Source organism: Stenotrophomonas sp. ZAC14D2_NAIMI4_6, from assembly GCF_003086875.1.
Taxonomy (GTDB): domain Bacteria; phylum Pseudomonadota; class Gammaproteobacteria; order Xanthomonadales; family Xanthomonadaceae; genus Stenotrophomonas.
In genome coordinates, this window is the sequence record NZ_CP025996.1 from 607,913 (window position 1) to 633,575 (window position 25,663).

Here is a 25,663-nt window from a genome sequence, read left to right on the forward strand (position 1 = left end):
TGGCCACGTACCGACAACCGGGCACGGGCCTCCCCAATGAAACGACTTAGCTTCGCACAAATGCGCCAGGGCCTGTATGTGATGGCGTTGGCATTCGCGGTGTCTGCCCCCGTTGGGGCGCAGGAAGCCGCGCTGGAACTGGCCCAGGCCCAGCAGGCCGTGGAAAAGGCCACCCAGGCCGATGCCGACCAATATGCGCCAGACCTGATCGGCCTGGCCCGACAGGGGCTGGAACAGGCCCAGCGCGCCGCCGGCGACCGCCGCGAGCGCAAGAACGCCCCGGCCCTGGCCCTGCGCGCGGCCGCCGACGCCGACCTGGCCCGCGCCCGCAGCGAGGAGGCCACCGCCACCGCCCAGCTGCAGCTGCGCCGCAACGAGGTGAACCAGCTGCAGCGCCAGCTGTCGACCGGGGAGGACCGCCGATGAAGACGCTTTCCACCCTAGCACTGGCCACCGCGCTCGCCCTGCCGGGCCTGGCCCTGGCCGCCGACAACCCCATGGTGGGGCAGTTGACCCAGCGCCTGATGGCGATCCAGGCCAACCCGGACACCGCCGAATTGGGCGCCTTCGAGCGCATGCAGGCCCAGCAGGCCATCGCCACCCTGGAAAAGGCCAAGCGCCGCGACCAGGAGCTGGCCACCTACCTGGCCGAGCGCCGTGTGGACATCGCCGAAACCAGCGTGCGCGCCGCCCTGGCCGCCCGCGAGGTGGACCGCCTGGAGCGCACCCGCAGCGACCTGCTGATCGAAGCCAGCCGCCGCGACGCGGCCCGTGCCCGCCAGGAAGCCGAACAGCTGCGCATGCAGGCGCAGATGCAGGCCGAGGAGTCCGAGCGCCTGCGCCTGGCCGCCGAGGCCGAGACCCTGGCCCGCCAGGACGCCGAAAACGCCCTGACCAGCGTGGCCGGCAAGCAGCAGCAGCGCCTGAGTGCGGCCCAGCAGAACGCGGCCAAGCTGGCCCGTGAAGAGGCCGAGCTGGTGTCCGGGCAGAAGCTGCCGGGCTCGAAGTTCGACGGTCGTGGCGAAGTCTTCACCCTGGGCGGCGACGCCTTTGCCGCCGGTGCGGCCGGCCTGTCCGGCGGGGCGAAGAACCAGGCCAAGGCCCTGGCCGAGTACCTGAACATCGGCAAGAAGGGCCGGGTGCGCATCGAGGCCTATGACAGCGCCACCGGTGTGGGCCAGAAGCGTGCCGAAGCCCTGCGCGATGCGCTGGTGGCGGCCGGTGTCGCAGGCAACCGCATCCAGGTGGCCGGCAAGAAGGCCGCGTCCACCAAGGCCCGCTCGGCCGAGGTCATCGTGGCCCCGTAATTGTTTGAATTTGTTTGTTTTTCGTTGCTTTGAGTATTCAGCCTGAACCCCGCCACGGCGGGGTTCGGTCTTTTTGTCGCAGGGGCTTGAACCCGGCCTGCAGCAAGCGTAGGGTCAATCGTCCGGGACGCAATGCCGCGGACCGGACGATGGGAGGGCCGGGCCGATGCAAGCAGGGCGCGAACCGCAGCAGACCGACGTGCGCAGGCCAGTGCCGCGGGTCGTGGTGCGCACCCATGTGGCCATCTCCCGGCGCTCCTCCATGAACAACGCCCCGTGCCTTGCGGCCGGGGCGTTCGTGTATCTGTCGAAGGAGGTCCATCATGTTTGAAGATCAGCCCCAGAGCGAGATCGACGCCCGTCGCGCGTGTGATCCGGAGTTCCGGGCACTCCATGACCAGCACCGTAAGTTGAACAAGAAGTGCATGGACGCGGAGTTGGGTGTCCTCCCGATCGATGATGTCACCCTGGGTCGAATGAAGCGCGAGAAGCTGCTGGCCAAGCAACGCCTTCTGCGTATGTACGAAACCCCGCTTCCCACGACGTCCCCCACGCACTGACGCACGCGCTCACGCCCGGAACGGCGTGATCCGGCCATCGAAGGCCCGGCCAGGCACGTGACCTGGCCCCGCGGTATCGCCGGCAACGGCGGCCGCGCCAAGGCACCACAGGCGGTGGTGCCTTGGCCCGCAGGCCCCGGCCTGTGCAAAACCCTGCAGCCTGAGTCCACCGATGCGGGCGGTACCGGTCTCCTCGTCGATCCGGGGCCGTCCGCATCCTCCGTTCCTGGTCCGCCTGGACCCTGCTTTGGTAGGGGCCAACCTTGGTTGGCCTGCTGTGGCCGGCCGCTTTGGTAGGGGCCAACCTTGGTTGGCCCGCCGTGGCCGCTACCCAGCCGAGCATGGCTCGGCTCTACATAAGCGCCCACGTCGCGGTGCCTGACTTTCGGCGCCATCCGTCGGATAATCCATGGTCCGGCCCTGCGCGGCGCGAAACGAAAGTCCCCGAATGCCCATCCATTCTTCCGTCCTCGAACTCATCGGCAAGACCCCGATCGTCAAGGCCCAGCGCCTGGATACCGGTGTCTGCGAGCTCTACCTGAAGCTCGAAAGCGCCAACCCGGGCGGATCGATCAAGGACCGCATCGGCCTGTCGATGATCGAGGCCGCTGAAAAGCGCGGCGATCTGAAGCCCGGCGCCACCCTGGTGGAAGGCACCGCCGGCAACACCGGCCTGGGCCTGGCCCTGGTCGCGCAGCAGAAGGGCTACAAGCTCATCCTGGTGGTTCCCGACAAGATGAGCCGGGAAAAGATCTTCAACCTGAAGGCCATGGGCGCCGAAGTGCGCCTGACCCGTTCGGACGTGGCCAAGGGCCACCCCGAGTACTACCAGGACCTGGCCCAGACCATTGCCGAGCAGACCCCCGGCGCCTACTTCATCAACCAGTTCGGCAACCCGGACAACCCGGCCGCGCACGAATTCGGCACCGGCCCGGAAATCCTGGAACAGATGGGCGGTGACCTGGACGCGATCGTGTTCGGCTGCGGCAGCTCGGGCACCATGACCGGCCTGTCGCGTGCCTTCGCCAAGCTGTCGCCGAAGACCGAACTGGTGCTGGCTGACCCGGTGGGGTCCATCCTTGCCGAGTACATCAACGACGGCAACCTGAACGACAAGTCCGGCAGCTGGCTGGTGGAAGGCATCGGCGAGGACTTCCTGCCCTCGATCTCCGATTTCAGCCGCGTCACCAAGGCCTACCCGATCACCGACGCGGAAAGCTTCCACACCGCCCGCGAGCTGCTGGGCAAGGAAGGCATCCTGGGCGGTTCGTCCACCGGCACCCTGCTGGCCGCCGGCCTGAAGTACTGCCAGGAACAGACCACGCCGAAGAAGGTGCTGGTGCTGGTGCCCGACACCGGCAACAAGTACCTGTCGAAGATGTACAACGACTACTGGATGCTGGACAACGGCTTCCTGCAGCGCCCGCAGCACGGCGATCTGCGCGACCTGATCCTGCGCCCGTACGGCCAGCGTGACACCGTCGTTATCGGCCCGAACGACCTGCTGACCACCGCCTACCAGCGCATGAAGCTGTACGACGTGTCGCAGCTGCCGGTGATGGACGGCGACCAGCTGGTCGGCATCGTCGATGAAAGCGACGTGCTGCTGCACGTCTATGGCGACGAAGCACGCTTCCGCGACCCGGTGGCCACGGCCATGGTCAGCAAGCTGGACCGGCTGGACGTGAAGTCGCCCATCGAAGCCCTGCTGCCGGTGTTCGACCGCGGCCAGGTGGCCATCGTCATGGACGGCAACGCCTTCCTGGGCCTGATCACCCGCATCGACCTGCTGAACTTCCTGCGCCGCCGCGTGCAGTAAGCGCACGATCGCGCGCATTCGCTGCTGAATCCCGGTTTATCCGCGTCAAAGCCCGTTAAGGGCGCGCTGATAGACTCCCGCTCCTTCGACGGCGCCGAACACCGGCGCCATTCAGGAAACGAAATGTCCAACGCTTCCAAGCCCGATCGCGCGCTGGCCCTGGCCACGCTGGCCATCCACGGCGGCCAGTCGCCCGATCCGAGCACCGGCGCGGTGATGCCGCCCATCTACGCCACCTCCACCTACGCACAGTCCAGCCCGGGCGAGCACCAGGGCTTTGAGTACTCGCGTACGCACAACCCGACCCGCTTCGCCTACGAGCGCTGCGTGGCCTCGTTGGAAGGTGGCACCCGTGGTTTCGCCTTCGCTTCGGGCATGGCCGCCAGCAGCACCGTGATGGAACTGCTGGACGCCGGCAGCCACGTGGTGGCGATGGATGACATCTACGGCGGCACCTTCCGCCTGTTCGAGCGCGTGCGCCGCCGCACCGCCGGCCTGGATTTCAGCTTCGTCGACCTGACCGATCTGGCCGCCTTCGAAGCGGCGATCACCGCGCAGACGAAGATGGTCTGGATTGAAACCCCGACCAACCCGATGCTGAAGATCGTGGACATCGCCGCGGTGGCTACCATCGCCAAGCGCCATGGCCTGATCGTGGTAGTGGACAACACCTTCGCCTCGCCGATGCTGCAGCGGCCGCTGGAACTGGGCGCCGACCTGGTGCTGCATTCGGCCACCAAGTACCTCAACGGCCATTCGGACATGGTCGGCGGCATGGTGGTGGTCGGTGCCGACGCCGAGCTGGCCGAGCAGATGGCGTTCCTGCAGAACTCGATTGGTGGTGTGCAGGGCCCGTTCGACAGCTTCCTGGCCCTGCGCGGCCTGAAGACGCTGCCGCTGCGCATGAAGGCGCACTGCGCCAATGCGATGGCGCTGGCGCAGTGGCTGGAAAAGCACCCGGCGGTGGAAAAAGTGATCTACCCGGGCCTGCCTTCGCACCCGCAGCACGAACTGGCGGGCAAGCAGATGGCCGGCTTCGGCGGCATTGTCTCGATCGTGCTGAAGGGCGGTTTCGAGGCGGCCAAGCGCTTCTGCGAAAAGACCGAGCTGTTCACCCTGGCCGAATCGCTGGGTGGCGTGGAAAGCCTGGTGAACCACCCGGCGGTGATGACCCATGCCTCGATTCCGGTGGTACGCCGCGAGCAGCTGGGGATCAGCGATGCGCTGGTGCGGCTGAGCGTGGGCGTGGAAGAGCTGGGGGATCTGCAGGTGGATCTGGAGCGGGCGTTGGCGGCGGGGAATCGCTGATCCATGCAGAAGCACGCAAACATCCTGTTCCTGTTCCGCCAGCTCTTGGGTCGTGAATTGGCGGCACGCTATCGCACCACCACATTGGGCGTTCTCTGGCTGGTGCTGCAGCCGCTGTTGATGCTGTGCGTGTATACGCTGGTGTTCAGTGGCGTGTTCAAGGCACGCTGGGCCGGAGCCGCCTCCACCGGCGACTTCGCCTTGATGCTGTTCGCCGGCCTCGTTCCGTTCACTCTGTTGTCCGAAGTGCTGATCACGGCGCCGGGAATCATCGCGGGGCAGCCCAACTTCGTGAAGAAGGTGGTGTTTCCCCTGCCGGTGCTGTCGGTAGTGAAGGTCGCCGCCGCCCTGACTACGGCGGCCATCGGCCTGGCGATCCTGCTGGTCGCGCAGATCTGGCAGTCGGGCCTTCCCTCCGCCTGGGCACTCACCTCACCGCTGATCCTTCTGGAAATGACCCCCATGCTGCTCGCGATCGCCTGGTCGCTGTCGGCGCTGGGTGTCTACCTGCGGGATATCGGCCAGTTCGTCGGCATTCTCAGCAGCGTACTGCTGTTCCTCAGCCCCATCTTCTTCCCGGCACATGCAATGCCTGAAGCCGCCCGGGGCCTGGTGTACTTCAATCCGCTGGTCACGCCCATCGAACAGTTGCGTGCGGTGACCGTGCAGAACTCGGCTCCCGATCTGGCCATGCTGCTGCCGCACTTCCTGCTTTCAGTGGTGGCGGCGATGCTGGCTTACGCACTCTTCCGTCGCCTGTCGCGCGGATTCTCGGACGTCCTATGAACAACCCGCAGACTGCCGCGATGAGCGGCAACCCGGACGCGGCCATCGAAGTGCTGGGCGTGACCAAGGATTACCCGGTCTACGCCAACCCGCGCGAGCGCCTGATGTCGCTGCTCAAGCCATCCGGTGACAGGGCCAGCCGCACCTTCCGCGCGCTTGATGGTGTCAACCTGATCGTGCCCCGGGGGGAAACGGTCGGCATCATCGGTCGCAACGGGGCCGGCAAGTCGACCCTGCTGCAGATCCTGTGCGGAACCGTGCAGCCAACCTCTGGATCGATCAGCATCCGTGGCCGCTTCGCGGCACTGCTTGAGCTGGGCGCTGGTTTCAATCCGGACTTTTCAGGTCGTGACAACGTCTACCTGAGCGCGTCGCTGTTGGGGCTCAGCCGCAAGGAAGTGGATGACAAGCTGCAGTCGATCATCGATTTCGCCGATATCGGTGACTTCTTCGACCGGCCGGTCAAAACCTACTCCAGCGGCATGTATGTGCGCTTGGCATTCTCGGTGGCCATCCACACCGAGCCGGATGTACTGATCATCGACGAAGCGCTGTCGGTCGGCGATATCCGCTTTCAGATGAAGTGCCTTGCCCGCATCGAACAGATCCGTGCCCGTGGCGCCACCATCCTGTTCGTGTCGCATTCCCTGGAACAGGTCAAACGCTTCTGCCAGACCGCACTGTGGCTGGAGGGCGGTAAGGTGAAGCTGCACGGCGAGGCCAGTTTCGTCGCAGATCGCTTCCGCGATTACGAGCTGGGCAAGGACCAGGTGGCCGGCGCGGTTGAGCAGGAGCGCGAACGACCGGCATCCGGCAGCATTCCTGCCCACCTAGAAACAGTGGCGTTGAGTACCGACATGCTGGCTCCGTTCGAGCCGCTGTCGGTGGACATCAGCTACACGGTAGGGGATGAAGCCGTGGACGGCCTGCTGCTGGGCGTCGCGATCAAAGGCATGGACGGCCTGCACATCTTTGGGCCGAACACCTATCTGGAGCGGGTGGCCATCCCCACCTCACGGGGCTCGCACCGGGTGAGCTACCACATTCCGTCAATGACATTGCTGACGGGTTCCTATCGTGTCGATGTCGGTCTGTTCACCGACAAGGGGCTGGTGTGCCTGGACTATCTGTCCGAAGCCAGCGTGTTCACCGTGGCCGCGCCGTACTTCAGCGAGGGCGTGGTCTATATTCCGCATGAATGGAAGGTCCATGAGCCCGACGCTCCTTGAAATACCCTTCGACCATTACCAGCGCTACGGTGCCGCCACGCATCTGTTGAAGGCGCTGGATCTGGCCGCGCCGCGTGTTCTGGAAGTCGGTGCCAATCGCCAGCGCCTGCTTGGGCAGTTCCTGCCGGATGCCTCCTTCCTGTACACCGACCTCCATGCCGAGGGCGACGAGCAGGATTTCATCGTTGCCGATGCGACGGCGCTGCCGTTCCCGGACCAGGGCTTCGATGCGGTGGTCTCGCTGGACGTGCTCGAACACATTCCCACACCGCTGCGTACACGTGCTGCCGCAGAGATGGCGCGCGTGGCAGGTCGGGCGGTCATCGTCGGTTTCCCACCCGAGCAGGAGTGGGTCAAGGCCGCCGAGCTGGATGCGAACAACCGCTGGTTCGAGCTGTTCGGCGAAGACTATGTGTGGCTGCAGGAACACAAGGAGTTCGGCCTGGTCGACACGGCCGGGATCGTTGCCACATTCGAGGCCGCTGGCTTCACCGTGCTGCGTTTTGGCCAAGGCAATGCCGAACTCTGGGCCAGCCTGATGGGCGCGCATTTCATCAAGGTCAAGTACCCCGAGCTGGAGCCTCTGGTTGCCGCGGCAGACCGGCTCTACAACAGCCGCGTTTTCGCCGGTGACCACAGTGAACAGCCCTACCGGGAATACTGCGTGGCTGTGCGTCTTGAAAGCGACGCCGAACGCTTGCGGGCGGACCCGCCCTTCCAGGCTGGCCAGGACGAAGAAGCCACTGCGTTGCTGAAGGGTCTCGCCCGTGGCCTGCGCGACCTTGCCGTGCGCACGCGCAATTCGGAAGGCGAATGGGAAGCCACCGCGCGCGCACTTGATGCCTACATCGTCGATCTGGACTCAGCCAAGCGCGAATGGGGCGACACGGCCCGCTATGCGCTGGAACTGCAGGCAGCCAAGGATGCTGGTGATGCTCATTGGCTTGCGCAGCAACAGCAGTGGGAACACCGCGACCGGCAGGGCCAGCAGGAACTGGCGATGGCCAAGGAGCGCAACGAGCAATTGGTCGCTGATGCCATTGCCTCTGAACAGCGTGCTGAACAGATCCGGCTACGGAGCGCGGAAGATCTCGAGCAGCATGCTGCGGCATATGCCCGCTCGCGCAGAAGATGGAAGATCGCGATGCTTGTGATTGGCGTGGTTGGCGTTGCAGCGGGACTGCTGCTGGGTTGGGCAGTCTTTTGATCCACCACCATCATCGCTGCAAGTATGTGCTGAACAATAGAGGAAACGCCTGATGTCCAAGCTGCGCAACCTGACCAGAGGGATCTATTGGGGCCTGCGCCGAGCGAAGGGGCAGCGCATTCCCCTGCGTTCCATCATTTCCGCCGTGGTGCGCGCATCGCGCAGGGGGCCGCGACATCTGGTGCGGGCCATCCTGGCATACGCCAATGGCTCCCATCCGTTGGTGGGTACGGCCACCACGGCAGATGCCTATGAGCAGTGGCTCAAGGCGCAGCCTGCGCTGCCGGTACCCGCCGACGCGGGCCTGATCAGCATCGTGATGCCGGTCTGCAACACACCGGAAACGTTCCTGCGCGAGGCAGTAGCCAGCGTCGAGGCACAGACCTATCGCAACTGGGAGCTCTGCATCCACGACGATGCCTCCGACAAGCCGCACGTCGCACGCGTGCTTGAGGAGCTAGCCAAGCGCCTGCCGAACCTGCGTGTTTCCCGTTCGGAAACGCGCCAGGGAATCGCCGCGACCACCAATGCGGCCGTGTCGCTGGCCGAAGGCCGTTGGATCACCTTCCTGGACCACGATGACCTGCTGGAACCCGATGCGCTGGCAGCTGTGGTCGCCTGCCATCTGGAGACGACCGCTGACGTGGTCTACACCGATCACGACGTGCTGGGGGAAGACGGGCGCCTGCGCAATCCGTATTTCAAGCCTGACTGGAATCTGGATCTGTTCCTTTCGCAGATGTACCTGGGCCACCTGGTGAGCTTCGAGTCCGGCCTCGTCCGCCGGATGGGAGGCCTCCGAAGCGACTGTGATGGTGCCCAGGACTACGATCTTGTGCTGCGCTGCGTGGCAGCAGGTGCCAGCGTGGCACATGTGCCAAGGGTGCTTTACCACTGGCGCGCACATGCCGGGTCGACGGCCGCCAACGCTGCCTCCAAGCCCTACGCGCACCATGCAGGCCAGTTGGCATTGCAGCAGCACGTACAGAATGGTCACCCGGGCGCCCGGGTTGACGAGAGCGAGCAGTTGTTCTGCTACGACGTGCGCTACGCGTACGCCGATGAGGGTCCGCTGGCCAGCATCATCATTCCCACGCGCGATGGACTGGATCTCCTGCGGACCTGCGTCGAGTCGCTGTATGCCAAGACCCAGTACCGTGACTTCGAGATCATCGTGGTCGACAACGGGTCGACCCAGCCCGAGACCCTGGAGTGGCTGAAGGCCATGTCGCGGCGGCGCAACTTCCGGGTAATCGATGCCGATGTGCCTTTCAACTGGTCGGCGCTGAACAACCTGGCGGCACGTGAGGCGCGTGGCGAGGTCCTGGTGTTCCTCAACAACGATACTGAAGTCATCGACGGTGAATGGCTGCAGCGCCTGGCCGAGAACGCGCTGCGCCCTGACGTCGGCGTGTGCGGTCCGCTGCTGTTGTACGGGGACCGCACCATCCAGCATGCCGGAGTTGTGATCGGCATGGGCGGCTGGGCCGACCATGTGTTCAAGGGAGAGTCCCCGATCCACTTCCAGAACCTGTTCGTGTCGCCGGTGCTGCAGCGGCAGGTTCTCGCCGTCACCGGTGCCTGCATGGTGGTGGCGCGGGAGACGTTCGAGTCGCTGGGCGGGTTCGATGAGAGCTTCATCGTCTGCGGCAGTGACGTCGAACTGTGCCTGCGCGCGCACGCGCGGGGCCTTGCGACGGTCTACGTGGCGCGGTCGGTGATGATCCATCATGAATCCAAGACCCGCGATCCGCGTGCGATTCCCGAAAGCGATTTCGTGCGTTCTGCGCAGGCGTATTCCCCATATCGCGAAGAGGGTGATCCGTTCTTCAGCCCCAACCTGGATTACATGGCATCGTCTCCGCGTCTGCGTGGGGGCGCGCAATGAGCCGCATTGGAAACCTGTTGCGGCGCATTGCCGCACGCTTGGACGCCAGCGCTCCGGGCACTCCCACCCCCAGTACGAACGTTGCCGAGATCACTCCCTGCACACCGCGCAATGACCCGTGGGTGGGTAAGCGGCTGAACCTGGTGCTGCCCTCGATCAACAAGCAGCACTACTTCGGTGGCATCCATACGGCCGTGCTGATCTACCGCGAACTGTGCCGGCATTTTCCGGCGTCGCGGATCATCCTGGTGGACAGTTCGCCAGATGAAGAAGCGCTGTCGCGCTTCTCCGACCATGCCCTGGTACCCGCGGACCAGACGTCATCGGCGCTGCGCCAGATCGTGCCGTTCAGTGATCGCTACCAGAAGACGCTACCGGTAGCCGGCGAGGATATCTGGGTTGCCACCGCCTGGTGGACTGCGTATGCGGCCCAGCGCATGTCGCGGTGGCAGGGGGACAATGGTGGCGTGGACCGCCCGATGGTCTACCTGATCCAGGATTTCGAGCCGGGCTTCTATCCGTGGTCCAGCCAGTACGCGCTGGCGTTGAGTACCTATCGCCGTGACCGGGACATCGGCATCTTCAATACTGGCCTGCTTGCGGACTTCTTCGAGCAGCACGGCCTGCGCTATGCGCAGCGTTCCGTGTTCGAACCGGTACTGCATGATGGCCTGCGCCCGGCACTGCTGCAGGTGCGGCAAGCGCCTGCTCCGCGCAAGCGCCGCATCGTTGTCTATGCGCGCCCAGGTACGCCGCGCAATGCGTTCGAACTGATCTGCGAGGGCCTGCGCCTGTGGGGCTGGAAGGATCCGCGCGCGGCGCAGTGGGAGGTGGCTGCGCCGGGTGAACTTCAGGCCGATCTCGATCTGGGGCCGTTCGCACTGAAGGCCTTGGGCAAACTGGGTATCGACGCCTACGCGGAGCTGCTTTCCACCTCTGCGATCGGCCTGTCGCTGATGGTCTCCCCACACCCGAGCTATCCCCCGTTGGAAATGGCGGCCTTCGGCATGGGTGTTGTGACCAATCGCTACGACAACAAGCAGTTGGATGAAACAACGGCCAATGTGGTGTCGCTTGAGTCGATGACGCCAGAAGCAATCTGCGACGCCTTGATTGAACAGATCGATTTCTGTGAGGCCCGGGGAATGTTGCCGGGTATGATCGCTGGCGAGAACGATGCGCTGCTGCAGGTTGGCAGCTTTGACCAAGTGGCGGACGACGCGGCAGCTGCGCTGGGACTGTCGATATAGAGGCAATGGACCTGTAATGCTCAAGAATGGTTTTGCCTGGCCGGGGAGCGGCCAGTTGCTGCGATCGGCGCCTGTGCTGACCGCGCTGGTGATGTTGCTGCTCGCCTCGCCCTTCATCCACAGCTTCGACCAGGGAAGATTCCTGGTCCTGCTGGGAATTTCCCTTGCAAGTATGGGCTGGTTGGGTGGGATGTGCGCCCGTGTGTTCAAGCTCGAGGTAGTAATTGCGTCGCCGGCCCTGTTCACTCGAATCCTGCTGGGTCAGGTAACGTTGGTCGTGCTGTGGTTGGTGCTCTCGCCGTTGACCCTTTTGTGGTCGCACGGGCTTGGCCTGTCCTACGGCCTCCCGCTGGCTATTCTGGGGTTGATGGCGGGGACGTTATGGTGGCGTCGCGCGCAACTGTCCGTCTGGAAGCATGCGTTCTCCAGTGTTGACGGTGTATGGCTGCTGATCGCTCTCCTTGCCGTCATGGTCCTTCTGAAGGCAGGTGCGCACTATTCGCTGCGCGCGGGGGCACTCGGCTTGGATACTCACCAGCACATTGCTTTTACGCTGGATCAGTTTACTGCGGGCTATCCGAAGCTGTCGGCGGGTCATACGCTGTGGCTTGAAAAGTACCCGAAGATGCTGCATGTGCTGGCCGCCCTGTGGGCTTGGCCTGGGTTTGGCCTGCACATCGGCCCATTCCTGAAGATCCAGCCGGTTCTGCAGGCCACCGTAGCAGTCTTCGCCGTGGCTGAAGTCGTCCTGCTCTGGATGCGGCAACGACAGCTGTCGGTGACAATGTCCCGTGCCTGGGCTGTCATGCTGGTGGTCATTCTGGGGTACTGCATCCTGCGTGGCACCAGCTTCCTGTATCCGGTAGATGATCTCAACAGCACCGGTCGTCTGGCCGCCATCGCCACACTGTTGTTCCCTATGCTCTGCGCGATGCTGTGCTGGCTGGAACCAGCAAATAGTGGTCGACCCTGGCTGTTGGCTTGGCTCAGTCTGCCGCTCGCTGGAGCGATGGCGGCCAAGTTGAATCCTTCGCTCGCTATTGGCTTTGTAAGTTTCTCAGTGCCGGCATGGGTGCTCCTGGCGCTTCCCTTCTGGTTCCGGGTGGATGGATTGCGCGGCAAGCTTGGCATGCCGCTTCTTGGCTTGCTGGTTGGAGCAATACTAGGGGTGTTGCTGCTGCTGACGGATCCTTACTACCTGCAGTTGCTGGCCGAGGCCTCGCCAGTGGTGCGCCAGTTCGTCGAGCAGACGTTGGGGCTTCGTCTGCTGGTGGCTCCCGCAGAACTGGGGCGGTCCTCTGCAGAGTTCGTCAACCGCTTGTTCCAAGTGCTGCCTTGGGAGCTGTGGTACGGCCCGCAGCCTTCAATTGGAGGGCAGTACCTGCCCGATTCACAACAGGTGGTTGCCCATACACTCCTCCCGCTGACTCGTCCATTTGCCATGTTCACCCTTATGGTGGGCATTGCGATGCTGACAATCGCTCCCGCTTCGATCCGCGGTCGCCGGGCCTTCGATCTGTTGGTCATCACCCAGCTTGCACTGGCGGTGGCAGTTGCCGTCGCCCTGAGGGTTTCCAATATCACTACTCTGACGCTTGGGCATGACACGCTGGAAGCGAGCCTGCTCAGCACCTACACCCAACGCTACATTGGTCTACTGGCCATGTACGCTGTGTTTCTGCAGTGGATCCTGATACTGGCGACACTGGTCATGGCAGTTGATGCGGGAATTCAATGGCGCACCCCTCGTCTGCTGCAAGGAAGGGCGATGGACCTCGTTGGCCGGTACGCGATGGCGGTGGCAGCAGTTGCCGTAGTGGCCAGTTTCATCAGCGTCGATATCAAAGGGGTGACACCCGCAGACCAGGGGTGGACGTTCCCAATCAACGAGGCCGATGTGCGTGCCTTCCGGGCTGCCGAGCGTGCGCTGCCTGATGACGCCGTGGTGCTGGCTCCAGCCTATGCCATTGTTCTTAATGGCCGTGAGGACTGGGTTCTGCCTTCCATGTACGTAACCCCATACCTGCCATTTGCAAGCCGCGACTATTTGTTCAACGTCAGGCTCGGGTCTGGGTATGGGTTCTTCGCCAAGGATCTTCGCTCGATGTTCTGCCGCTCGCAGGTGAGGCAAACCCGTGAGATCCTGCGAAAAGCCGGGGTGACCCACTTGTTGGTGCATCGCTGGGAGGGGCAGGGGGATGAGAGGGCACTGGATGGACAGTACTGCTTGACCGGTTACCGGCAGTTGGGCGCGGCTGGCAAGCCAGTGGCGACCGGTCCCGGTGGTCTCGTGTTCTATCGTCTGGATCCTTGAGGTCAAGTTGGGCAATAACAAAGAGGAGAGGCATATGCTCGGAAAGTCTGACAGTGCGCTGAAGCAGGGAGTGCAGGCAATTGCCGTGGTCATACCGAGCTACAAGGTCACCCGGCATATCCTGGGCGTCATCGCCGGGATTGGTCCTGAAGTGGGTGCGATCTACTGCGTCGATGATGCCTGTCCTGAGCAGTCTGGACGTTTCATTGAGCAGAACAACACGGATCCCCGCGTTCGCGTGCTTTATAACCAGGTCAATCAAGGGGTGGGCGGTGCAACCATGACTGGCTACCGCCAGGCGGCTGCTGACGGCATGGCCGTCATCGTCAAAATTGATGGCGATGGCCAGATGGACCCTGCACTGCTCCCGTCGTTCGTTGCCCCGATCCTCAATGGTGAAGCCGATTACACGAAGGGGAACCGATTCTGGGATCTCTCCCAGATCAGCCAGATGCCCCTGCTTCGTCGCTTCGGAAACCTGGGACTCTCGTTTCTGGCCAAGGCCTCGAGCGGCTACTGGCGGTTGTTCGACCCAACCAATGGCTACACCGCCATCCATGCGGCAGTTGCCGAACGCTTGCCGATGGAAGCGATCAGCATGCGTTACTTCTTTGAGACCGACCTGCTTTTCAGGCTTAATGCGATGCAGGCAGTGGTTCAGGACGTGCCCATGGATGCGCGCTACGGCGACGAAGTGAGCAATCTGAAGGTCAGTCAGGTGCTTGGTGAATTCGCGCTCAAACACGCCAGGAATTTCTGCAAGCGAATCGCCTATCGCTACTATCTGCGCGATCTGACCATTGCATCGCTCGAACTGGTTGCCGCATTCGTTCTGCTCGGGGGCGGGATCATATATGGGGGCTGGAATTGGATTGTCGCTGCGGAGGCTGGCGTGTCTGCACCGGTGGGAACCGTCGTGCTTCCCGCCATCGCTATTGTCAGCGGCCTGCAGTTCCTGCTTGCCTTCCTCAGCTACGACATCGCCAATCAACCCGTTACGCCGGTGCATCGATCACTGATGGGGCTGCGCCGCTGACAGGCTCTCCCATCGTGGTCAGGTGAGCAGAAAGAACCAATTCTTTACGCTGGTTGTGCCGATTGGCCGCCTGCTAATATCGCCCCACTCGATTCCCCCCCCTGGGACGTGCAGGCTGATACCGCCGCGCAGCAGGGTAGTGGGTACTCATGCAGAGTATCTGCGCCCATGTCCACACCGAACCTGCAACTTCTGGAAGTAAAATGGACAACAACGGCACATCGGCACGTGTATCAGCCCTGACGAAATGGGGGTGGGGCGCTTCGGTCGTCGCTGGCCTGCTGCTGGTGCTGCTGCTGACCCCGTTTGCTTCGCCCATGCCCAGTGCGGGCTTGGATGGCTCCTGGTCCTTCGCCATGAATGTCGCGACCGCCGAGCACCTCCGCTTCGGCAAGGACATTATCTTCACCTTCGGTCCTTGGGCATCGGTCTATACCAACGTCTACCACCCAGGTATCGATAGCCTGATGATCGGCGGCTCTCTCTTGATTGCAGTCGCGATGTCGGGCGGCCTGTTTGCGGTCGCTCTTCCGCAGCGCCGCTTCCTGCTGCTGCTTTTCCCTCTTGTTGTTGGCCTGATCTGGTTGCCTTATGGCAGTGGCTGGCGCGACGCAACCCTTATGCTGCTGCCTCTGTTGCTGCCGTTGGCAGTTGCACGGGGCATCGAAACGGGGCGGCAGCACATAGGCATTCTGTGCCTGCTTGCCGCGGCGATTTCGATACTGCCGTTGGTGAAGGGCAGTTTCAGCCTATTGGCCGCAGGCTCGAGCCTGGTTGCTGTGCTGATGTGCTGGCGAACCTCGCCGCGTCTGGCCATCGCAATTGTCGTCACCGAAGTAGTGGTAATGCATGCTGCATGGCTGATCGCTGGCCAGACGCTGATGGATCTGCCGGGCTACTTCATTGCCCAAGCTCCAATCGTTTCCGGCTACACCAATGGCATGTCGGCTTCTGGCGATCCGAAGTTGACGAGCCTTATCCTCTTCCTGGCAACGGCGGTCCTGCTGGTTGGCATATCCGCTTTCGGCAATGTGCGGCGCCGATGGTATGCGCCGATTCTGTTTGGTCTCTATCTGTTCGTCACTTTCAAAGCTGGCTTCGTCAGAGGAGATCAGGCGCACGCAATGATCGCGTCGACCGGGTTGTTGCTGCTCGGCCTGCTGCTTTGTATTGCGCCAGGCAGCGAGCGTGGCAGAGGTATTGCCGCGCTCGCCGTCGGCGCACTAGGCTCTGTACTGATCGTGTTCTCGTACAGCATTCCTGACCCTGCGGTGGCACTGGCCAATTTGGGCGATGCAGTCAAGATGCCTGCGAAAGGTCTCTGGCAGCGCCTGTCGGACCGTGAATCGCTGGACCGCAGTTTCGAGCATCGCATCGCCGAGTTGCGAGCACAGTCTCCCTTCTCCTCGCAGACAGGTGAGGTAGATCTGTACTCTTATGATCTCACCTTGGTGCTGGCTGCAGAGGGCCTGAAGTGGAAGCCGCGCCCCATTCTGCAGAGCTATACCGCTTATACGCCGTCATTGATCCGCACCAATGCCGATCATTTGCGCAGCAATCCTCCGGCACAGATCTACTTCAACGCAGACACGATTGATCGTAGATATCCTGCTCTGGAAGATGGTGCCAGTTGGCTTGACCTGCTGGGCAGCTTCAGGGCGCAGCGGGTCGATTCCGGGTATGCCGTGCTTGGACGTCGCGCGGGACCGGCCACGCCGTTGCAGCCGCAGCCTGCTAAGGAGATCGAAGTCCCTCTCGGCCAGGAAATTGCCGTGCCAGGTTCGCAAGGACCGGTCTGGGCGAAGCTGGACATTCAGCAGACTCTTCTTGGGAAGCTGCATGGTGCGCTGTACAAATCTCCCCAGCTGGTGCTGTCGGTACGCTATGACACGGGAGAAGTTGCAACGTTCCGCATGATTGCAGGCATGGCATCCACCGGCTTCCTGCTGTCGCCGACGGTCATTGATGCAACCGGATTCGTTGCGCTCAGCTCGCACTATCGCGACGACCTCCTGGGCGACCGCAAAGTCGTCGCGATGAGTGTGCGTGGTGAGAGCGGTACGCGTTTCATGTGGAAGGGTTCATATCGGGCGACGTTAGCACCCTTGGATATTCCGATGACGACAGATGCAGATCGTGCGTTGACGGGCACATGGAAGGAAGGGCTGGCCTCTGAAGCCTACACGGTGGGCGGCAACTGCAATATCGAGGAGGTCAGCGGACAGAGCGTCACTGTCGAACCCATGGCGCTGCCGGGCCGTCTGTTCAAGGTGCGTGGCTGGGCAGCGGTGGATGCTGAAAAGGGCGTCCCCAACCAGGGTGCTTCTTTGCTCGCCGCGCTGCCTGGCGGCCATACGCTTGTGCTGCCTGCGAGGAACGTGCCGCGTCTGGATGTATCTGATCATTTCAAGAAGCCGGCGCTGGCCTATGCCGGGTATGAGGCTTATGTAGATGTGCGGAAGCTGCCCTCGGACGTGCACTTCCGCGTGCTGCAGAGCGATGGCGATCGGTGGCTGATCTGCCATCCGCCACTGCTGACCATTCATCGTACCGATACCTTGCCCGCGCCCCCCAACGACTGACCGGGGGCCCTGGTTGCTGCTGCTGGGTAGCGTTGCTGCTCAGCGGCGGAAGGAAAGCCGTTTGTGTCCGATGTAGCTGGTGATGGCCGGGATCATCACGCCAATTGCATGAGCGATGGTTTCGTTGTGGAAATCGATTCTCATTGCGGGCAGCAGCCAGTGTGCGGTGATCAGGCTGGCCAGGACTGTCTGCCCGACCGCAGCCAGATTGATCAGCAGGAACCACAGGAACTGATGGTGCAGACGATTACTGGACTTGCTGAATACAAATAACTTGTTGAGTGAGAATGCGGTGATCAGGCCGAGGCAGAACGCCAGCAGGATCGCCGGTACATAAGGCATCCAGTGGCTGAGCAGAATGCGCGAGCCGACATTGACCAGGGCGGCAACGCCGCTGGCCATCAGGAAGCGCATGAACTGGGTGGAGGGCGTACGTACGTTCATGCCGGTTCTGCCATTGGGTTGTTGCCGCGGACAGTACCGTGGGCTGGTGCAGCAGTTGTCATTTCTTCTCGTCTGGCACTGCCGTTTTCACCTCGATCTTCCAATCGTAGGGATTGACGGGGATGGTATGCGGTCCTGGCTGGCTGAGCTGCGCGGACTGTCCTTTCCAATCGAAATCCTTGAAAGGCGCCCGGCGTAGGTACTGCGCATTGGTCAGGGCGAACAGGCAGATCAACGCGGTGGTCATTGCGGTGGCATTGACGCGGCTGCGCCGTGTATGACCACTCAGCGCAAGCCATACAGCCCACCACCAGACCACCTTCGCCAGATAAAAATAGCGGTCGCCGCTGAGTGGTACAAGGGCTGCTGGATCAGTCATCCTGAGCATTGGCACGAACGTCTCGACGACGGCAAATGCAATGAAACCGAGCACCGTCAGGCGTGCATGGCCGTCGATACGGCGCGCCAGCAGCAGCGTACCGATCAGGAGGCCGTAAAGCAGCAGCCAGGCCGTGCCCGTAAGGAAGTCGCTGCCGAATATATGCGGCGGCACCAGTTTGGTGAACGTTGTGTCGAACACCCAGGTCGGCGCCATTCCCGCCAGACGCTGGGCTTGGGGATAGGACTGGATGACTGCGGCCTGCACGATGCCACCGATGGCGGTCGCGGCAATGGCCGGCAAGTCGCGATTGGTCATGAATCCAGACAGCGCGCCATTGAAGGGATCAATGCGCATACGTGCCGCCAACCAGGAAGCAGCCGTGATCGCGCCGATGACCGCAAGCAGCAGGGTGGAGAACGGCCCTGTGAGAGCAATGAGCATGATGACGGACGCGCGCAGCCAGGGGGTGATGCGCGATGTCGTAGCCTGCACCGGCAGCAGGCAGCAGACCGCCATCGCAAATTGCAGAAACCACTGGACGTTGGTGAGCGTGCCGAAGATTTCACCGTTGGTTGGTACCGCCAGCATCGATAGCGCCACGATCCATGCGGGTACAAGCCCGCGGAGGCGTCTGCAGGTATAGGTGATGGCCATCGTCGAAAGCAGGATGGCTGTAGCGTTGTAGATCAGTGGGGCTTTGGCAACCGGCAGCCAAGCAGCGATCCAGGCAACCAGGCGGGGTATCGCTAGCAGGTAGCCGGCATACGGTTCGAACAGCTGAGGCAGCACAAGGCCGTACTGGTCGGTGAAGAAAACGGTGGCATCTTCCGCCCAGAACTGCGGCAGGCTCAGCGCGTCGTTGCTCTTGTAGGCCATTACGAAGAGAACGACCAGGAATGTTCCCAGCCGCTCCCCCCGTGTGCCTTCCCGGCGTCCGGGCGTGATCAATGATAGTGAGGTCATGGGCAAGCCATCAGCAGAAGGAGGTCGGATTCCGCAGGCAGCGACGCGTGACTACTGGCCGGCGGTTGCATGGTCCGGAGGCGAACCGGCGGCAGCCGCCGCCAGTGCCGCCCCCACCGCAATGCTCTCGTTGATCGAGCGATCTTCCGGGTAGTAGTACGCCGTATCGGCCATGAAGAAGCCCTGCAGCGGCGTCTTCATCGGCGGCAGCATGTCCTGGAACCCGGGCGGGCAGATGGTCTGTGCGTACTCGTAGCGGTGGCAGTGCGTCGCCTTGATCCATTCCGGCTTGAACGCCGGGTTGATCATCGGCAGGTAGCTGATTACTTCGTCGATCAGCTGCTGGTTGCTCCACTGCCACTTGGGGTGGGTCTTGGGCATGTAGTAGGGCGCGTACACGATGTGTTCGCCCGGTCCGTTGCCCGGATTGAGGTTGCTGTACTCGATCAGGCCCGGGATGGTGATGCGGTCATCACTGATGTTCATCCAGAAGTTCTCGCTCACCGGCTGCGAGAGTTTCAGGATGACGCAGGCGACCGGAATGTTGTCGATCGCACCGACCTGGTCGGCGAAGGTCTTCGGCAGGCCCGGAACCAGCTTCGGCACGTACTGGATCGGCGCAGTGGACACAACGGCGTCGTAGGGCTGCTGCCCGGCGGGAGTGCGGATGCCGGTCACCTTGCCATCGACGGACGTCACTTCATCGATGGGCTGCGAGAGCAGGATGCATCCCCCACGGCGCTGGACGTCCGCAGCCATCTTCTCGAGCAGGACAGCCGAGCCACCCTCCAGGTAGCCCATGCTTTCATTGAACAGGTTGCGCCGCGACAGCGCCACGCGCTTGATGCGCGTGCCGATCCACGAAGCGGACAGGTCGTTCTGGTACTCGAAGAACTTTAGGGCAAAGGCCTTCTCCCACATCACCTTGTAGGCCTTCGGGCCGATCCAGCGGGTGATCCAGTCGCGGGCATTTTCCTTGTCCAGGGCGGTCCAGTCCTGGATGCCCTTGGTATGCATCACGTGCAGGGCATAGCGGATCTTGTCGACCAGGCCCAGGTGCGGGAAACCCAGCAGCGCAAAGGGAGTACCCCACTTGTGCAGCTTGCCCTGGTAGTAATAGCCCATCTTGGTGTCCGTCCAATGCAGGCGATCGGACAACTGCATCTCGTCGAGCAGCTTGAACAGGGGATAGTCGGTCTTGCAGATGAAGTGGTAGTAACGCTCGATGCGCAGGCCGTCGAAATCAAAGTCAGCCGACATGCCGCCGATGCGGTCGTCACGCTCGTACACGTCGACCTGGTGGCCCTGCTTCAGCAGTTCCAGTGCTGCCATGAGGCCCATCGGGCCGCTGCCGATGATGGCGAAAGTGCTCATTCTTGTGAAATCCCGTCTGATCTGTTGGGTCAGCGCTGCAGCACGATATGGCTGTAGCGCGGGTCGGTGTAGCTCTCTCGGATCGCATCCTCGAACGGCGTCTGCTTCACTCCGAATACCGCCTGGGTATCGATCCCCTTGAAGTCATCTCCGGCGCTCAGCGCCTTGAGCTGATCTGCGGTGAAGGGAGGCTTGCTGCTGAACAGGCTGTAGACCTTCAGCAGGAAGGCGAAAAAGCTGATCGGGATATGCACGATGAGCGTGTGCAGCTTCTTCACCCGCTTGATGGTGCGGATGATGTCCACGTAATCCACGCGGGTATCGCCGACGATGTCGAACACGTCGCCGTTGGGTTCGGTCTCGATGCACTTGGCGATGCAGCGGCAGAAGTCCCGTTCGTACAGCGGCTGGCGCATGAACCGCCCGTCCCCCGGAATAGGGAACACCGGGGTGCGTGCCATGAAGCGTGACAGCCAGCCAAGGTGTTTGGGGTCGAACCAGCCGAACATCAGCGTCGGGCGCAGCACGCAGTGGGGTTGGCCACTGGCCACCACCATCGCTTCCTGATCCCGCTTGGTGTTGGTGTAGTCATCCTTGGCGACGGAATTCACGACCGATGAGCTGATATGCACCATGTAGGGAACGGCGGCTGCCTTGCTGGCAGCCAGCACGTGCCCAGTCGCCGTCAAGTTGTTGCGGACGAACAGGTCGGTGGTCTTGCCGGTGATCTGTGCGTGCAGCTGCACGACAATTCGCGCACCTTCAAATGCGCGTGCCCAGTCACCCGGTTCGGCCAAGTCAGCCAGCACCGTCTGCACGTCCGGGTGCAGCTTGCGCAGGATTTCCAGGTTGTGTGCGTGCTTGTCGATGGCAACCAGCTGGGTATAGCCCTGCTGTTTCATCTCAACGATGAGGTTCTGTCCCACCAGGCCGGCGGCGCCGGTAATGACTATCTTGTCGTTCTTCTGTGCCATGGACCAACTCGACTACTGAAAGGAATGGGGTCAGCGCGGCTTGTACGCCACGACCAGCGCCTGCTTGCCCAGGATGTGCCACGCCAGCGGGATCTTCAGATACAGCGACACCAGCCACGGTGCCTGCGGCAGGCGGCTCTTGGTGGTGTAGGGCAGGAACCTGGGGATGACAACCCGCGGTTCCAGGCCCGCCATCAACACGCCCTCGACCAGGCTGCGGTCGCTCAACGCAGTGTGGTGATCGAAGTAATCCCAGTACTCGTCGTACAGGAAGCGGATGTTCGGCTGCAGGATGATCGCCCGGCCGCCGGGCTTGAGCATGCGAGCGCTCTCACGCAGCGTCTGCAGCACCAGGTCCTTGGTTGGCAGGTGCTCCAGGAAGTTGCTCATGAACACGGCGTCGACACTGGCATCGGGGATCGAGGCCACTGCCGTGCAGCTCTCATTGATGATGCGGATGCCGTCGGTGGCGAACTGGCGGACATCGGGGTTCAGATCGACGGCAATCTTTCCGGCCGCCGCAATGTTGTTGATGAATTCGCAGTACCCCGCACCAATGTCGACCACCGTGTCGGACGGGTTCACGAACCGACTGAAGTATTGGCTGCACAGCACCTGCCAGATCCGGTTCTTGTTGGCGAGTTCTTCCTTGGGGAAACGGTGCTGATAGAGTACGTCGAGGTCGCGATCGATATCCGGCATACGGGTCGTCCTGGTTAGTGGTTCGTGGTTCAGGTCAGAGGGAGATGCGGCGGAAAACGAATTCGGGGATGTTCTTGATGATCATCATGATCGCCCACCAGAAGCCTGGCAGGTAAGCCACGGCTTTGCGCTTGCCAATGGCCTTGACAATGCCTGCGGCCACTTTGTCGGGCGTTGCCCACAGCGCGCCCTTCTTGAACGCGGCTGTCATCGGCGTATCGACGAAGCCCGGCTTGATCACCAGTACGTTGACGCCGGCCGGGCGCAGACGCTGGCCCAGGCCACTGAGGTAGGCCGTGACGGCGGCCTTGGCGCTGCCGTAGAGGTAGTTGCTGGCGCGGCCACGATCACCAGCCACCGAGGAAATCACCGCCAGCGTGGCGCCGGACTGCAGGCGCTGGGCCAGGGCTGCCGCCAGGGCGATGGTCGAGGTGCCATTGGTGGCAAATTCGCGCAGTGACAGGCCGACCGAAGCGTTGCATGCCGCCTGGTCAGGCAGGGTGCCGTGGGCGATCAGCACCATGTCGATGCCGCCCAGGGCAGCCCAGGCGTGGTCCAGCAGCGCACCGTGCGCGGACAGGTCGTTTACGTCCAGCACGCCGGTCTCTACGCGCTGGGCGCCGCGCACGCGCAGGTCGGCAGCGATGGCGTCGAGCTTGCTGCCGCTGCGGCCCACCAGGTACATGGCCGCAGCGCGCCCGGCGTACAGGCGTGCGACCGATTCAGCGATGGCCGATGTCGCGCCGATGATCAGGATCTTCTGCATGCTTACTCCATCACCCGGCGCCAGAAGCCGGATGAGAATCGAGGGTCGATGAAACGGGAGAATGCTTCCCAGGCAGGGTACGCCTGGCGGAACAGGAGGCCGGACATGCGTGCATCCTTGGCTGGATACACCGCGCCGCCCGCTTCGCTGACGATGCGATCCAGCCGATCTAGCATTTTCAGCAGCTCCGGGCCATCATTTGGAAAATCCAGCGCCAGGGTGGTGCCCGGGCGAGGGAAGGACAGCATGCCCGGCGAGGGCCGGTCACCGAATTCCTTCAGTACGGCCAAAAAAGAGCCTCGGCCGCTGCGGGCAATTTCGCCCAGCAATGCGGCGGTGGCGTCGCGCGCGGTAGCGGGCGGCAGTACGCACTGGTGCTGCAGGAAGCCGCGTGGGCCGTACATGCGGTTCCAGTGGTTGATGCCGTCCAAGGGGTAGAAGTAGCTCTGGTAATGCGATACATGGCGCGCCCGGCGTGCCGGCTGCCGCCAGTAGTAGAGCGTATTGAACGGGCGCAGGGTCAGTCGGTTCACCAGTGAGACCGGCGGTACCAGTGGCATGCTGCGGCGCGGGGCCGAACTGGGGGTGGCGGCCTGTACATCTCCCGGGGCATGGTCGCCGCGCAGGAAGTGGCCACGGCCCAGGTTCGCGCCCTTGGCCAGGCAGTCGATCCAGGCCACCGTGTACTCGAATCCGTCGGCAGAGGCGTGCGAGAGTTCAAAAAACTCATCGAGGTTGCCGAAGCGGATCGACTCGGTTTCGATCCATGGGCCCGGCACCCGCCGAAGCTGCAGCTCGACCCGGGTGATGAAACCAGTCAGGCCCAGGCCACCTGCGGTGGCAGCGAACATGCCGCTGCTGTCGGCGGGCGTCAGCTGCTGGCGGGAGCCGTCGCTGCGCAGCAGCTCAATGCACCGCACGTGGTGGCAGAACGTGCCGGCACGATGATGGTTCTTGCCATGCACGTCATTGCCAATGGCCCCGCCGACGGTGGCGTAGCGGGTGCCCGGTGTGACCGGCAGGAACCAGCCGCGGGGCAGGGCGATGTCGAGGATGTCGGCCAGGGTGATCCCGGCCTCGCACCGAACGATGCCGGTGGCGGGGTCGAAATCGATGAAGCGGTCCAGGCCACGGCTGGTCAGCAGGGTGGCGCCTGGGTTCAGGCAGCTGTCGCCGTAGCTGCGGCCATTGCCATGCGGCAGCACGCTGCCGCCATCGGATGGCATCGGCAGGGCGGCGTCGCGGTCAAGCACCGGAAGTATCCGTTGCTCCACCCGCGGGTAGCGCCCCCAAGATTGGCCGCTCGCCCCGCTCATATCGCCAGCAGGACGATCAGTACGCACAGGCCGATGACGACCTGGCTGCCACGGTCCATGGCCGCGAACACGATCGGATCATCATGCATGTCGCCGCGGTGGGAGACGATCCACATACGGCTGATCCAGTACAGCAGGATCGGGCACAGCAGCCAGAGCAGCTTGGGATTGCGGTACAGCTCCAGGCTTTCCGGGCTGTTGATGTAGAGCGCGAACACCAGCACGCCGATGTAACCAGCGGCCGCACCCAGTGACTGCACCAGCGGCAGGTCGGCGACCGAGTAGCCACGGCCGATGGCCATTTCCTTGCCATTGGCCAGGGCCGACGCCAGTTCGGTATAGCGCTTGAGCATGGCCAGGCTGAGGAACACAAACATGGAAAATGCCAGCAGCCAGAACGAGAGTTCCGAGCCGATCGCCACTGCGCCGCCGATGATGCGTACGGTATACAGCGCTGCGAGAAGAACCACATCGATCATCACGATGCGTTTGAGCTTGAGCGAGTAGCTCAGGGTCATCACGTAGTAGCAAACCAGTACCAGTGCAAACTCGGCGCTGCACACAAGGGCCAACGCGAAGCCCGCCAGCGTCATCAATGGCGCCAGCAGCAGGCCGTGTAGCAAGGGCAGCCTACCCGCAGCGAAAGGCCGCTTGCGCTTGCGAGGGTGCATGCGGTCCGGGGTGAGGTCGAGCAGGTCGTTGAGCAGATAAACGCCGGAGGCGCACAGGCCGAAGGCAAGGAACGCGACACCTGCATCGGCGATTGCGGCAGGATCCAGGAAGCGATGTGCGGTCAGCAGGGGCACCAGCACCAGAAGGTTCTTCAGCCACTGGTAGATGCGCAGGGCCTTGATCCAGGTCATCAGGCCGCCGTTCTGTGCAGGCAGATGGGCCAGTACCTCGGTGTGGCGGGCGGCATCGCGGGCCAGGCCGTTGCCGTTGTTCACCACGATAGCGCCGCCGGCATGTGCCCAGACCTTCAGGTCCACGCGGCCGTTGCCCATGTAATCGAAGCCGCGTTCACCGAAGCGCTCGGCCAGCGCCTGCCCCTTGTTGCTGCCGGACAGGTTGGTCTGGCCATCGCTGGCCATGACTTCCTCGAACAGCCCCAGATGGTCGGCAATGGGTTGTACCAGCAGCCGGTCGGACGCCGTGCAGAGCACGCGCGGGCGCTGCGTGGTAGTGCGCAGGATCTCCAGCACGCGCTCGTCGTAGGGCAGCGTTTCGGCCGGCAGTTGTACCCGCGAGGCCAGTTGGCGCTTCACATGGGCCTTGCCGCGCAGCAGCCAGAACGGAACCAGGAACAGGTAGAGCGGGTTGTGGGCCAGAAGCGCCAACAACGATTCGTACAGGATGTCCGAGCGGAGCAGGGTGCCGTCGAGATCCACGCAGAGGGCACGGTGTTCAATGGCCAAAATTGGGAACTCCAGGAAGCAGTTGGTGCATGTGGGTATGG

The 25,663-nt window shown here is 62.9% G+C and carries 21 protein-coding genes and 1 pseudogene; 14 read left to right on the plus strand and 8 right to left on the minus strand.

Annotated elements, in window-relative coordinates:
- Nucleotides 1-60: 60 nt before the first annotated feature.
- The 14 genes and pseudogenes from C1933_RS02700 (at nucleotide 61) to C1933_RS02760 (ending at nucleotide 17,286) form a co-directional block, all read left to right on the plus strand.
- The gene (locus C1933_RS02700; RefSeq protein WP_108748416.1) at nucleotides 61-426 is read left to right on the plus strand and encodes a DUF4398 domain-containing protein; all 366 of its coding nucleotides are present in this window, start codon (nucleotides 61-63) and stop codon (nucleotides 424-426) included.
- Nucleotides 423-1,307 (plus strand): OmpA family protein, encoded by an 885-nt coding sequence (locus C1933_RS02705; RefSeq protein ID WP_108752087.1) that lies wholly within the window; start codon nucleotides 423-425, stop codon nucleotides 1,305-1,307. Before C1933_RS02700 ends, C1933_RS02705 begins: the two co-directional genes overlap by 4 nt.
- Before the next feature lie 323 nt (nucleotides 1,308-1,630).
- On the plus strand, nucleotides 1,631-1,867 hold the full coding sequence (locus C1933_RS02710; RefSeq protein ID WP_108748418.1) for a YdcH family protein: 237 nt from the start codon (nucleotides 1,631-1,633) through the stop codon (nucleotides 1,865-1,867).
- Between the two features lie 448 nt (nucleotides 1,868-2,315).
- Entirely contained in the window at nucleotides 2,316-3,686 is a 1,371-nt protein-coding gene (locus C1933_RS02715; RefSeq protein WP_108752088.1) for a pyridoxal-phosphate dependent enzyme, read from the plus strand.
- Nucleotides 3,687-3,809: 123 nt separating this feature from the next.
- Nucleotides 3,810-4,994 carry a cystathionine gamma-synthase gene (locus tag C1933_RS02720; RefSeq protein ID WP_108752089.1) on the plus strand — a complete coding sequence of 395 codons (1,185 nt, stop codon included), beginning with the start codon at nucleotides 3,810-3,812 and terminating at the stop codon, nucleotides 4,992-4,994.
- A gap of 3 nt (nucleotides 4,995-4,997) precedes the next feature.
- Complete coding sequence (locus C1933_RS02725) at nucleotides 4,998-5,780, plus strand: ABC transporter permease (protein WP_108752090.1); 783 nt, start codon at nucleotides 4,998-5,000, stop codon at nucleotides 5,778-5,780.
- Nucleotides 5,781-5,884: 104 nt separating this feature from the next.
- Complete coding sequence (locus C1933_RS02730; protein ID WP_108754714.1) at nucleotides 5,885-7,009, plus strand: ABC transporter ATP-binding protein; 1,125 nt, start codon at nucleotides 5,885-5,887, stop codon at nucleotides 7,007-7,009.
- Nucleotides 6,990-7,304 (plus strand): annotated as a pseudogene (locus tag C1933_RS20305) (class I SAM-dependent methyltransferase); the annotation flags it as partial. The gene C1933_RS02730 and the pseudogene C1933_RS20305, both read left to right, overlap by 20 nt.
- Nucleotides 7,305-8,216: a wsae gene (locus C1933_RS02735; RefSeq protein ID WP_234414708.1), complete on the plus strand. Its 912-nt coding sequence runs from the start codon at nucleotides 7,305-7,307 to the stop codon at nucleotides 8,214-8,216. It abuts the pseudogene before it with no gap.
- Between the two features lie 52 nt (nucleotides 8,217-8,268).
- Entirely contained in the window at nucleotides 8,269-10,104 is a 1,836-nt protein-coding gene (locus tag C1933_RS02740) for a glycosyltransferase family 2 protein (RefSeq protein WP_234414638.1), read from the plus strand.
- Nucleotides 10,105-10,244: 140 nt separating this feature from the next.
- Nucleotides 10,245-11,354 carry a hypothetical protein gene (locus C1933_RS02745; RefSeq protein WP_234414709.1) on the plus strand — a complete coding sequence of 370 codons (1,110 nt, stop codon included), beginning with the start codon at nucleotides 10,245-10,247 and terminating at the stop codon, nucleotides 11,352-11,354.
- A gap of 16 nt (nucleotides 11,355-11,370) precedes the next feature.
- Nucleotides 11,371-13,668: a hypothetical protein gene (locus C1933_RS02750; protein WP_108752092.1), complete on the plus strand. Its 2,298-nt coding sequence runs from the start codon at nucleotides 11,371-11,373 to the stop codon at nucleotides 13,666-13,668.
- Nucleotides 13,669-13,702: 34 nt separating this feature from the next.
- Complete coding sequence (locus C1933_RS02755; protein WP_108752093.1) at nucleotides 13,703-14,704, plus strand: glycosyltransferase family 2 protein; 1,002 nt, start codon at nucleotides 13,703-13,705, stop codon at nucleotides 14,702-14,704.
- Nucleotides 14,705-14,907: 203 nt separating this feature from the next.
- Entirely contained in the window at nucleotides 14,908-17,286 is a 2,379-nt protein-coding gene (locus C1933_RS02760; RefSeq protein WP_108752094.1) for a hypothetical protein, read from the plus strand.
- A gap of 39 nt (nucleotides 17,287-17,325) precedes the next feature.
- Here C1933_RS02760 and C1933_RS02765 read toward each other — a convergent pair whose 3' ends face one another.
- From C1933_RS02765 to C1933_RS02800, 8 genes are all read right to left on the minus strand, one after another.
- On the minus strand, nucleotides 17,326-17,730 hold the full coding sequence (locus C1933_RS02765) for a GtrA family protein (protein WP_108752095.1): 405 nt from the start codon (nucleotides 17,728-17,730) through the stop codon (nucleotides 17,326-17,328).
- Between the two features lie 58 nt (nucleotides 17,731-17,788).
- Nucleotides 17,789-18,988 (minus strand): hypothetical protein, encoded by a 1,200-nt coding sequence (locus tag C1933_RS02770; RefSeq protein WP_159093939.1) that lies wholly within the window; start codon nucleotides 18,986-18,988, stop codon nucleotides 17,789-17,791.
- Nucleotides 18,989-19,126: 138 nt separating this feature from the next.
- Nucleotides 19,127-20,449, minus strand: coding sequence for an NAD(P)/FAD-dependent oxidoreductase (locus tag C1933_RS02775; RefSeq protein ID WP_108752097.1), 1,323 nt, complete (start codon nucleotides 20,447-20,449; stop codon nucleotides 19,127-19,129).
- A 29-nt stretch (nucleotides 20,450-20,478) separates the two neighbouring features.
- Nucleotides 20,479-21,423, minus strand: coding sequence for an NAD-dependent epimerase/dehydratase family protein (locus C1933_RS02780; RefSeq protein WP_108752098.1), 945 nt, complete (start codon nucleotides 21,421-21,423; stop codon nucleotides 20,479-20,481).
- 30 nt (nucleotides 21,424-21,453) lie between these two features.
- Entirely contained in the window at nucleotides 21,454-22,125 is a 672-nt protein-coding gene (locus tag C1933_RS02785) for a class I SAM-dependent methyltransferase (RefSeq protein ID WP_108752099.1), read from the minus strand.
- A 34-nt stretch (nucleotides 22,126-22,159) separates the two neighbouring features.
- The gene (locus tag C1933_RS02790; RefSeq protein WP_108752100.1) at nucleotides 22,160-22,891 is read right to left on the minus strand and encodes an SDR family oxidoreductase; all 732 of its coding nucleotides are present in this window, start codon (nucleotides 22,889-22,891) and stop codon (nucleotides 22,160-22,162) included.
- 2 nt (nucleotides 22,892-22,893) lie between these two features.
- The gene (locus C1933_RS02795; RefSeq protein WP_108752101.1) at nucleotides 22,894-24,207 is read right to left on the minus strand and encodes an FAD-binding oxidoreductase; all 1,314 of its coding nucleotides are present in this window, start codon (nucleotides 24,205-24,207) and stop codon (nucleotides 22,894-22,896) included.
- Nucleotides 24,204-25,595 carry a UbiA family prenyltransferase gene (locus C1933_RS02800; protein WP_108754717.1) on the minus strand — a complete coding sequence of 464 codons (1,392 nt, stop codon included), beginning with the start codon at nucleotides 25,593-25,595 and terminating at the stop codon, nucleotides 24,204-24,206. Before C1933_RS02800 ends, C1933_RS02795 begins: the two co-directional genes overlap by 4 nt.
- Nucleotides 25,596-25,663 lie beyond the last annotated feature (68 nt).

Coding starts and splice junctions, on each gene's coding strand:
- C1933_RS02700 (WP_108748416.1), top strand. CDS start 61: ATGCGCCAGGGCCTGTATGTGATGGCGTTGGCATTCGCGGTGTCTGCC.
- C1933_RS02705 (WP_108752087.1), top strand. CDS start 423: ATGAAGACGCTTTCCACCCTAGCACTGGCCACCGCGCTCGCCCTGCCG.
- C1933_RS02795 (WP_108752101.1), bottom strand. CDS start 24,207: ATGAGCGGGGCGAGCGGCCAATCTTGGGGGCGCTACCCGCGGGTGGAG.
- C1933_RS02775 (WP_108752097.1), bottom strand. CDS start 20,449: ATGAGCACTTTCGCCATCATCGGCAGCGGCCCGATGGGCCTCATGGCA.
- C1933_RS02755 (WP_108752093.1), top strand. CDS start 13,703: ATGCTCGGAAAGTCTGACAGTGCGCTGAAGCAGGGAGTGCAGGCAATT.
- C1933_RS02790 (WP_108752100.1), bottom strand. CDS start 22,891: ATGCAGAAGATCCTGATCATCGGCGCGACATCGGCCATCGCTGAATCG.
- C1933_RS02730 (WP_108754714.1), top strand. CDS start 5,885: ATGTCGCTGCTCAAGCCATCCGGTGACAGGGCCAGCCGCACCTTCCGC.
- C1933_RS02770 (WP_159093939.1), bottom strand. CDS start 18,988: ATGGCCTACAAGAGCAACGACGCGCTGAGCCTGCCGCAGTTCTGGGCG.
- C1933_RS02785 (WP_108752099.1), bottom strand. CDS start 22,125: ATGCCGGATATCGATCGCGACCTCGACGTACTCTATCAGCACCGTTTC.
- C1933_RS02765 (WP_108752095.1), bottom strand. CDS start 17,730: ATGAACGTACGTACGCCCTCCACCCAGTTCATGCGCTTCCTGATGGCC.
- C1933_RS02760 (WP_108752094.1), top strand. CDS start 14,908: ATGGACAACAACGGCACATCGGCACGTGTATCAGCCCTGACGAAATGG.
- C1933_RS02780 (WP_108752098.1), bottom strand. CDS start 21,423: ATGGCACAGAAGAACGACAAGATAGTCATTACCGGCGCCGCCGGCCTG.
- C1933_RS02710 (WP_108748418.1), top strand. CDS start 1,631: ATGTTTGAAGATCAGCCCCAGAGCGAGATCGACGCCCGTCGCGCGTGT.
- C1933_RS02715 (WP_108752088.1), top strand. CDS start 2,316: ATGCCCATCCATTCTTCCGTCCTCGAACTCATCGGCAAGACCCCGATC.
- C1933_RS02750 (WP_108752092.1), top strand. CDS start 11,371: ATGCTCAAGAATGGTTTTGCCTGGCCGGGGAGCGGCCAGTTGCTGCGA.
- C1933_RS02740 (WP_234414638.1), top strand. CDS start 8,269: ATGTCCAAGCTGCGCAACCTGACCAGAGGGATCTATTGGGGCCTGCGC.
- C1933_RS02720 (WP_108752089.1), top strand. CDS start 3,810: ATGTCCAACGCTTCCAAGCCCGATCGCGCGCTGGCCCTGGCCACGCTG.
- C1933_RS02735 (WP_234414708.1), top strand. CDS start 7,305: ATGGCGCGCGTGGCAGGTCGGGCGGTCATCGTCGGTTTCCCACCCGAG.
- C1933_RS02725 (WP_108752090.1), top strand. CDS start 4,998: ATGCAGAAGCACGCAAACATCCTGTTCCTGTTCCGCCAGCTCTTGGGT.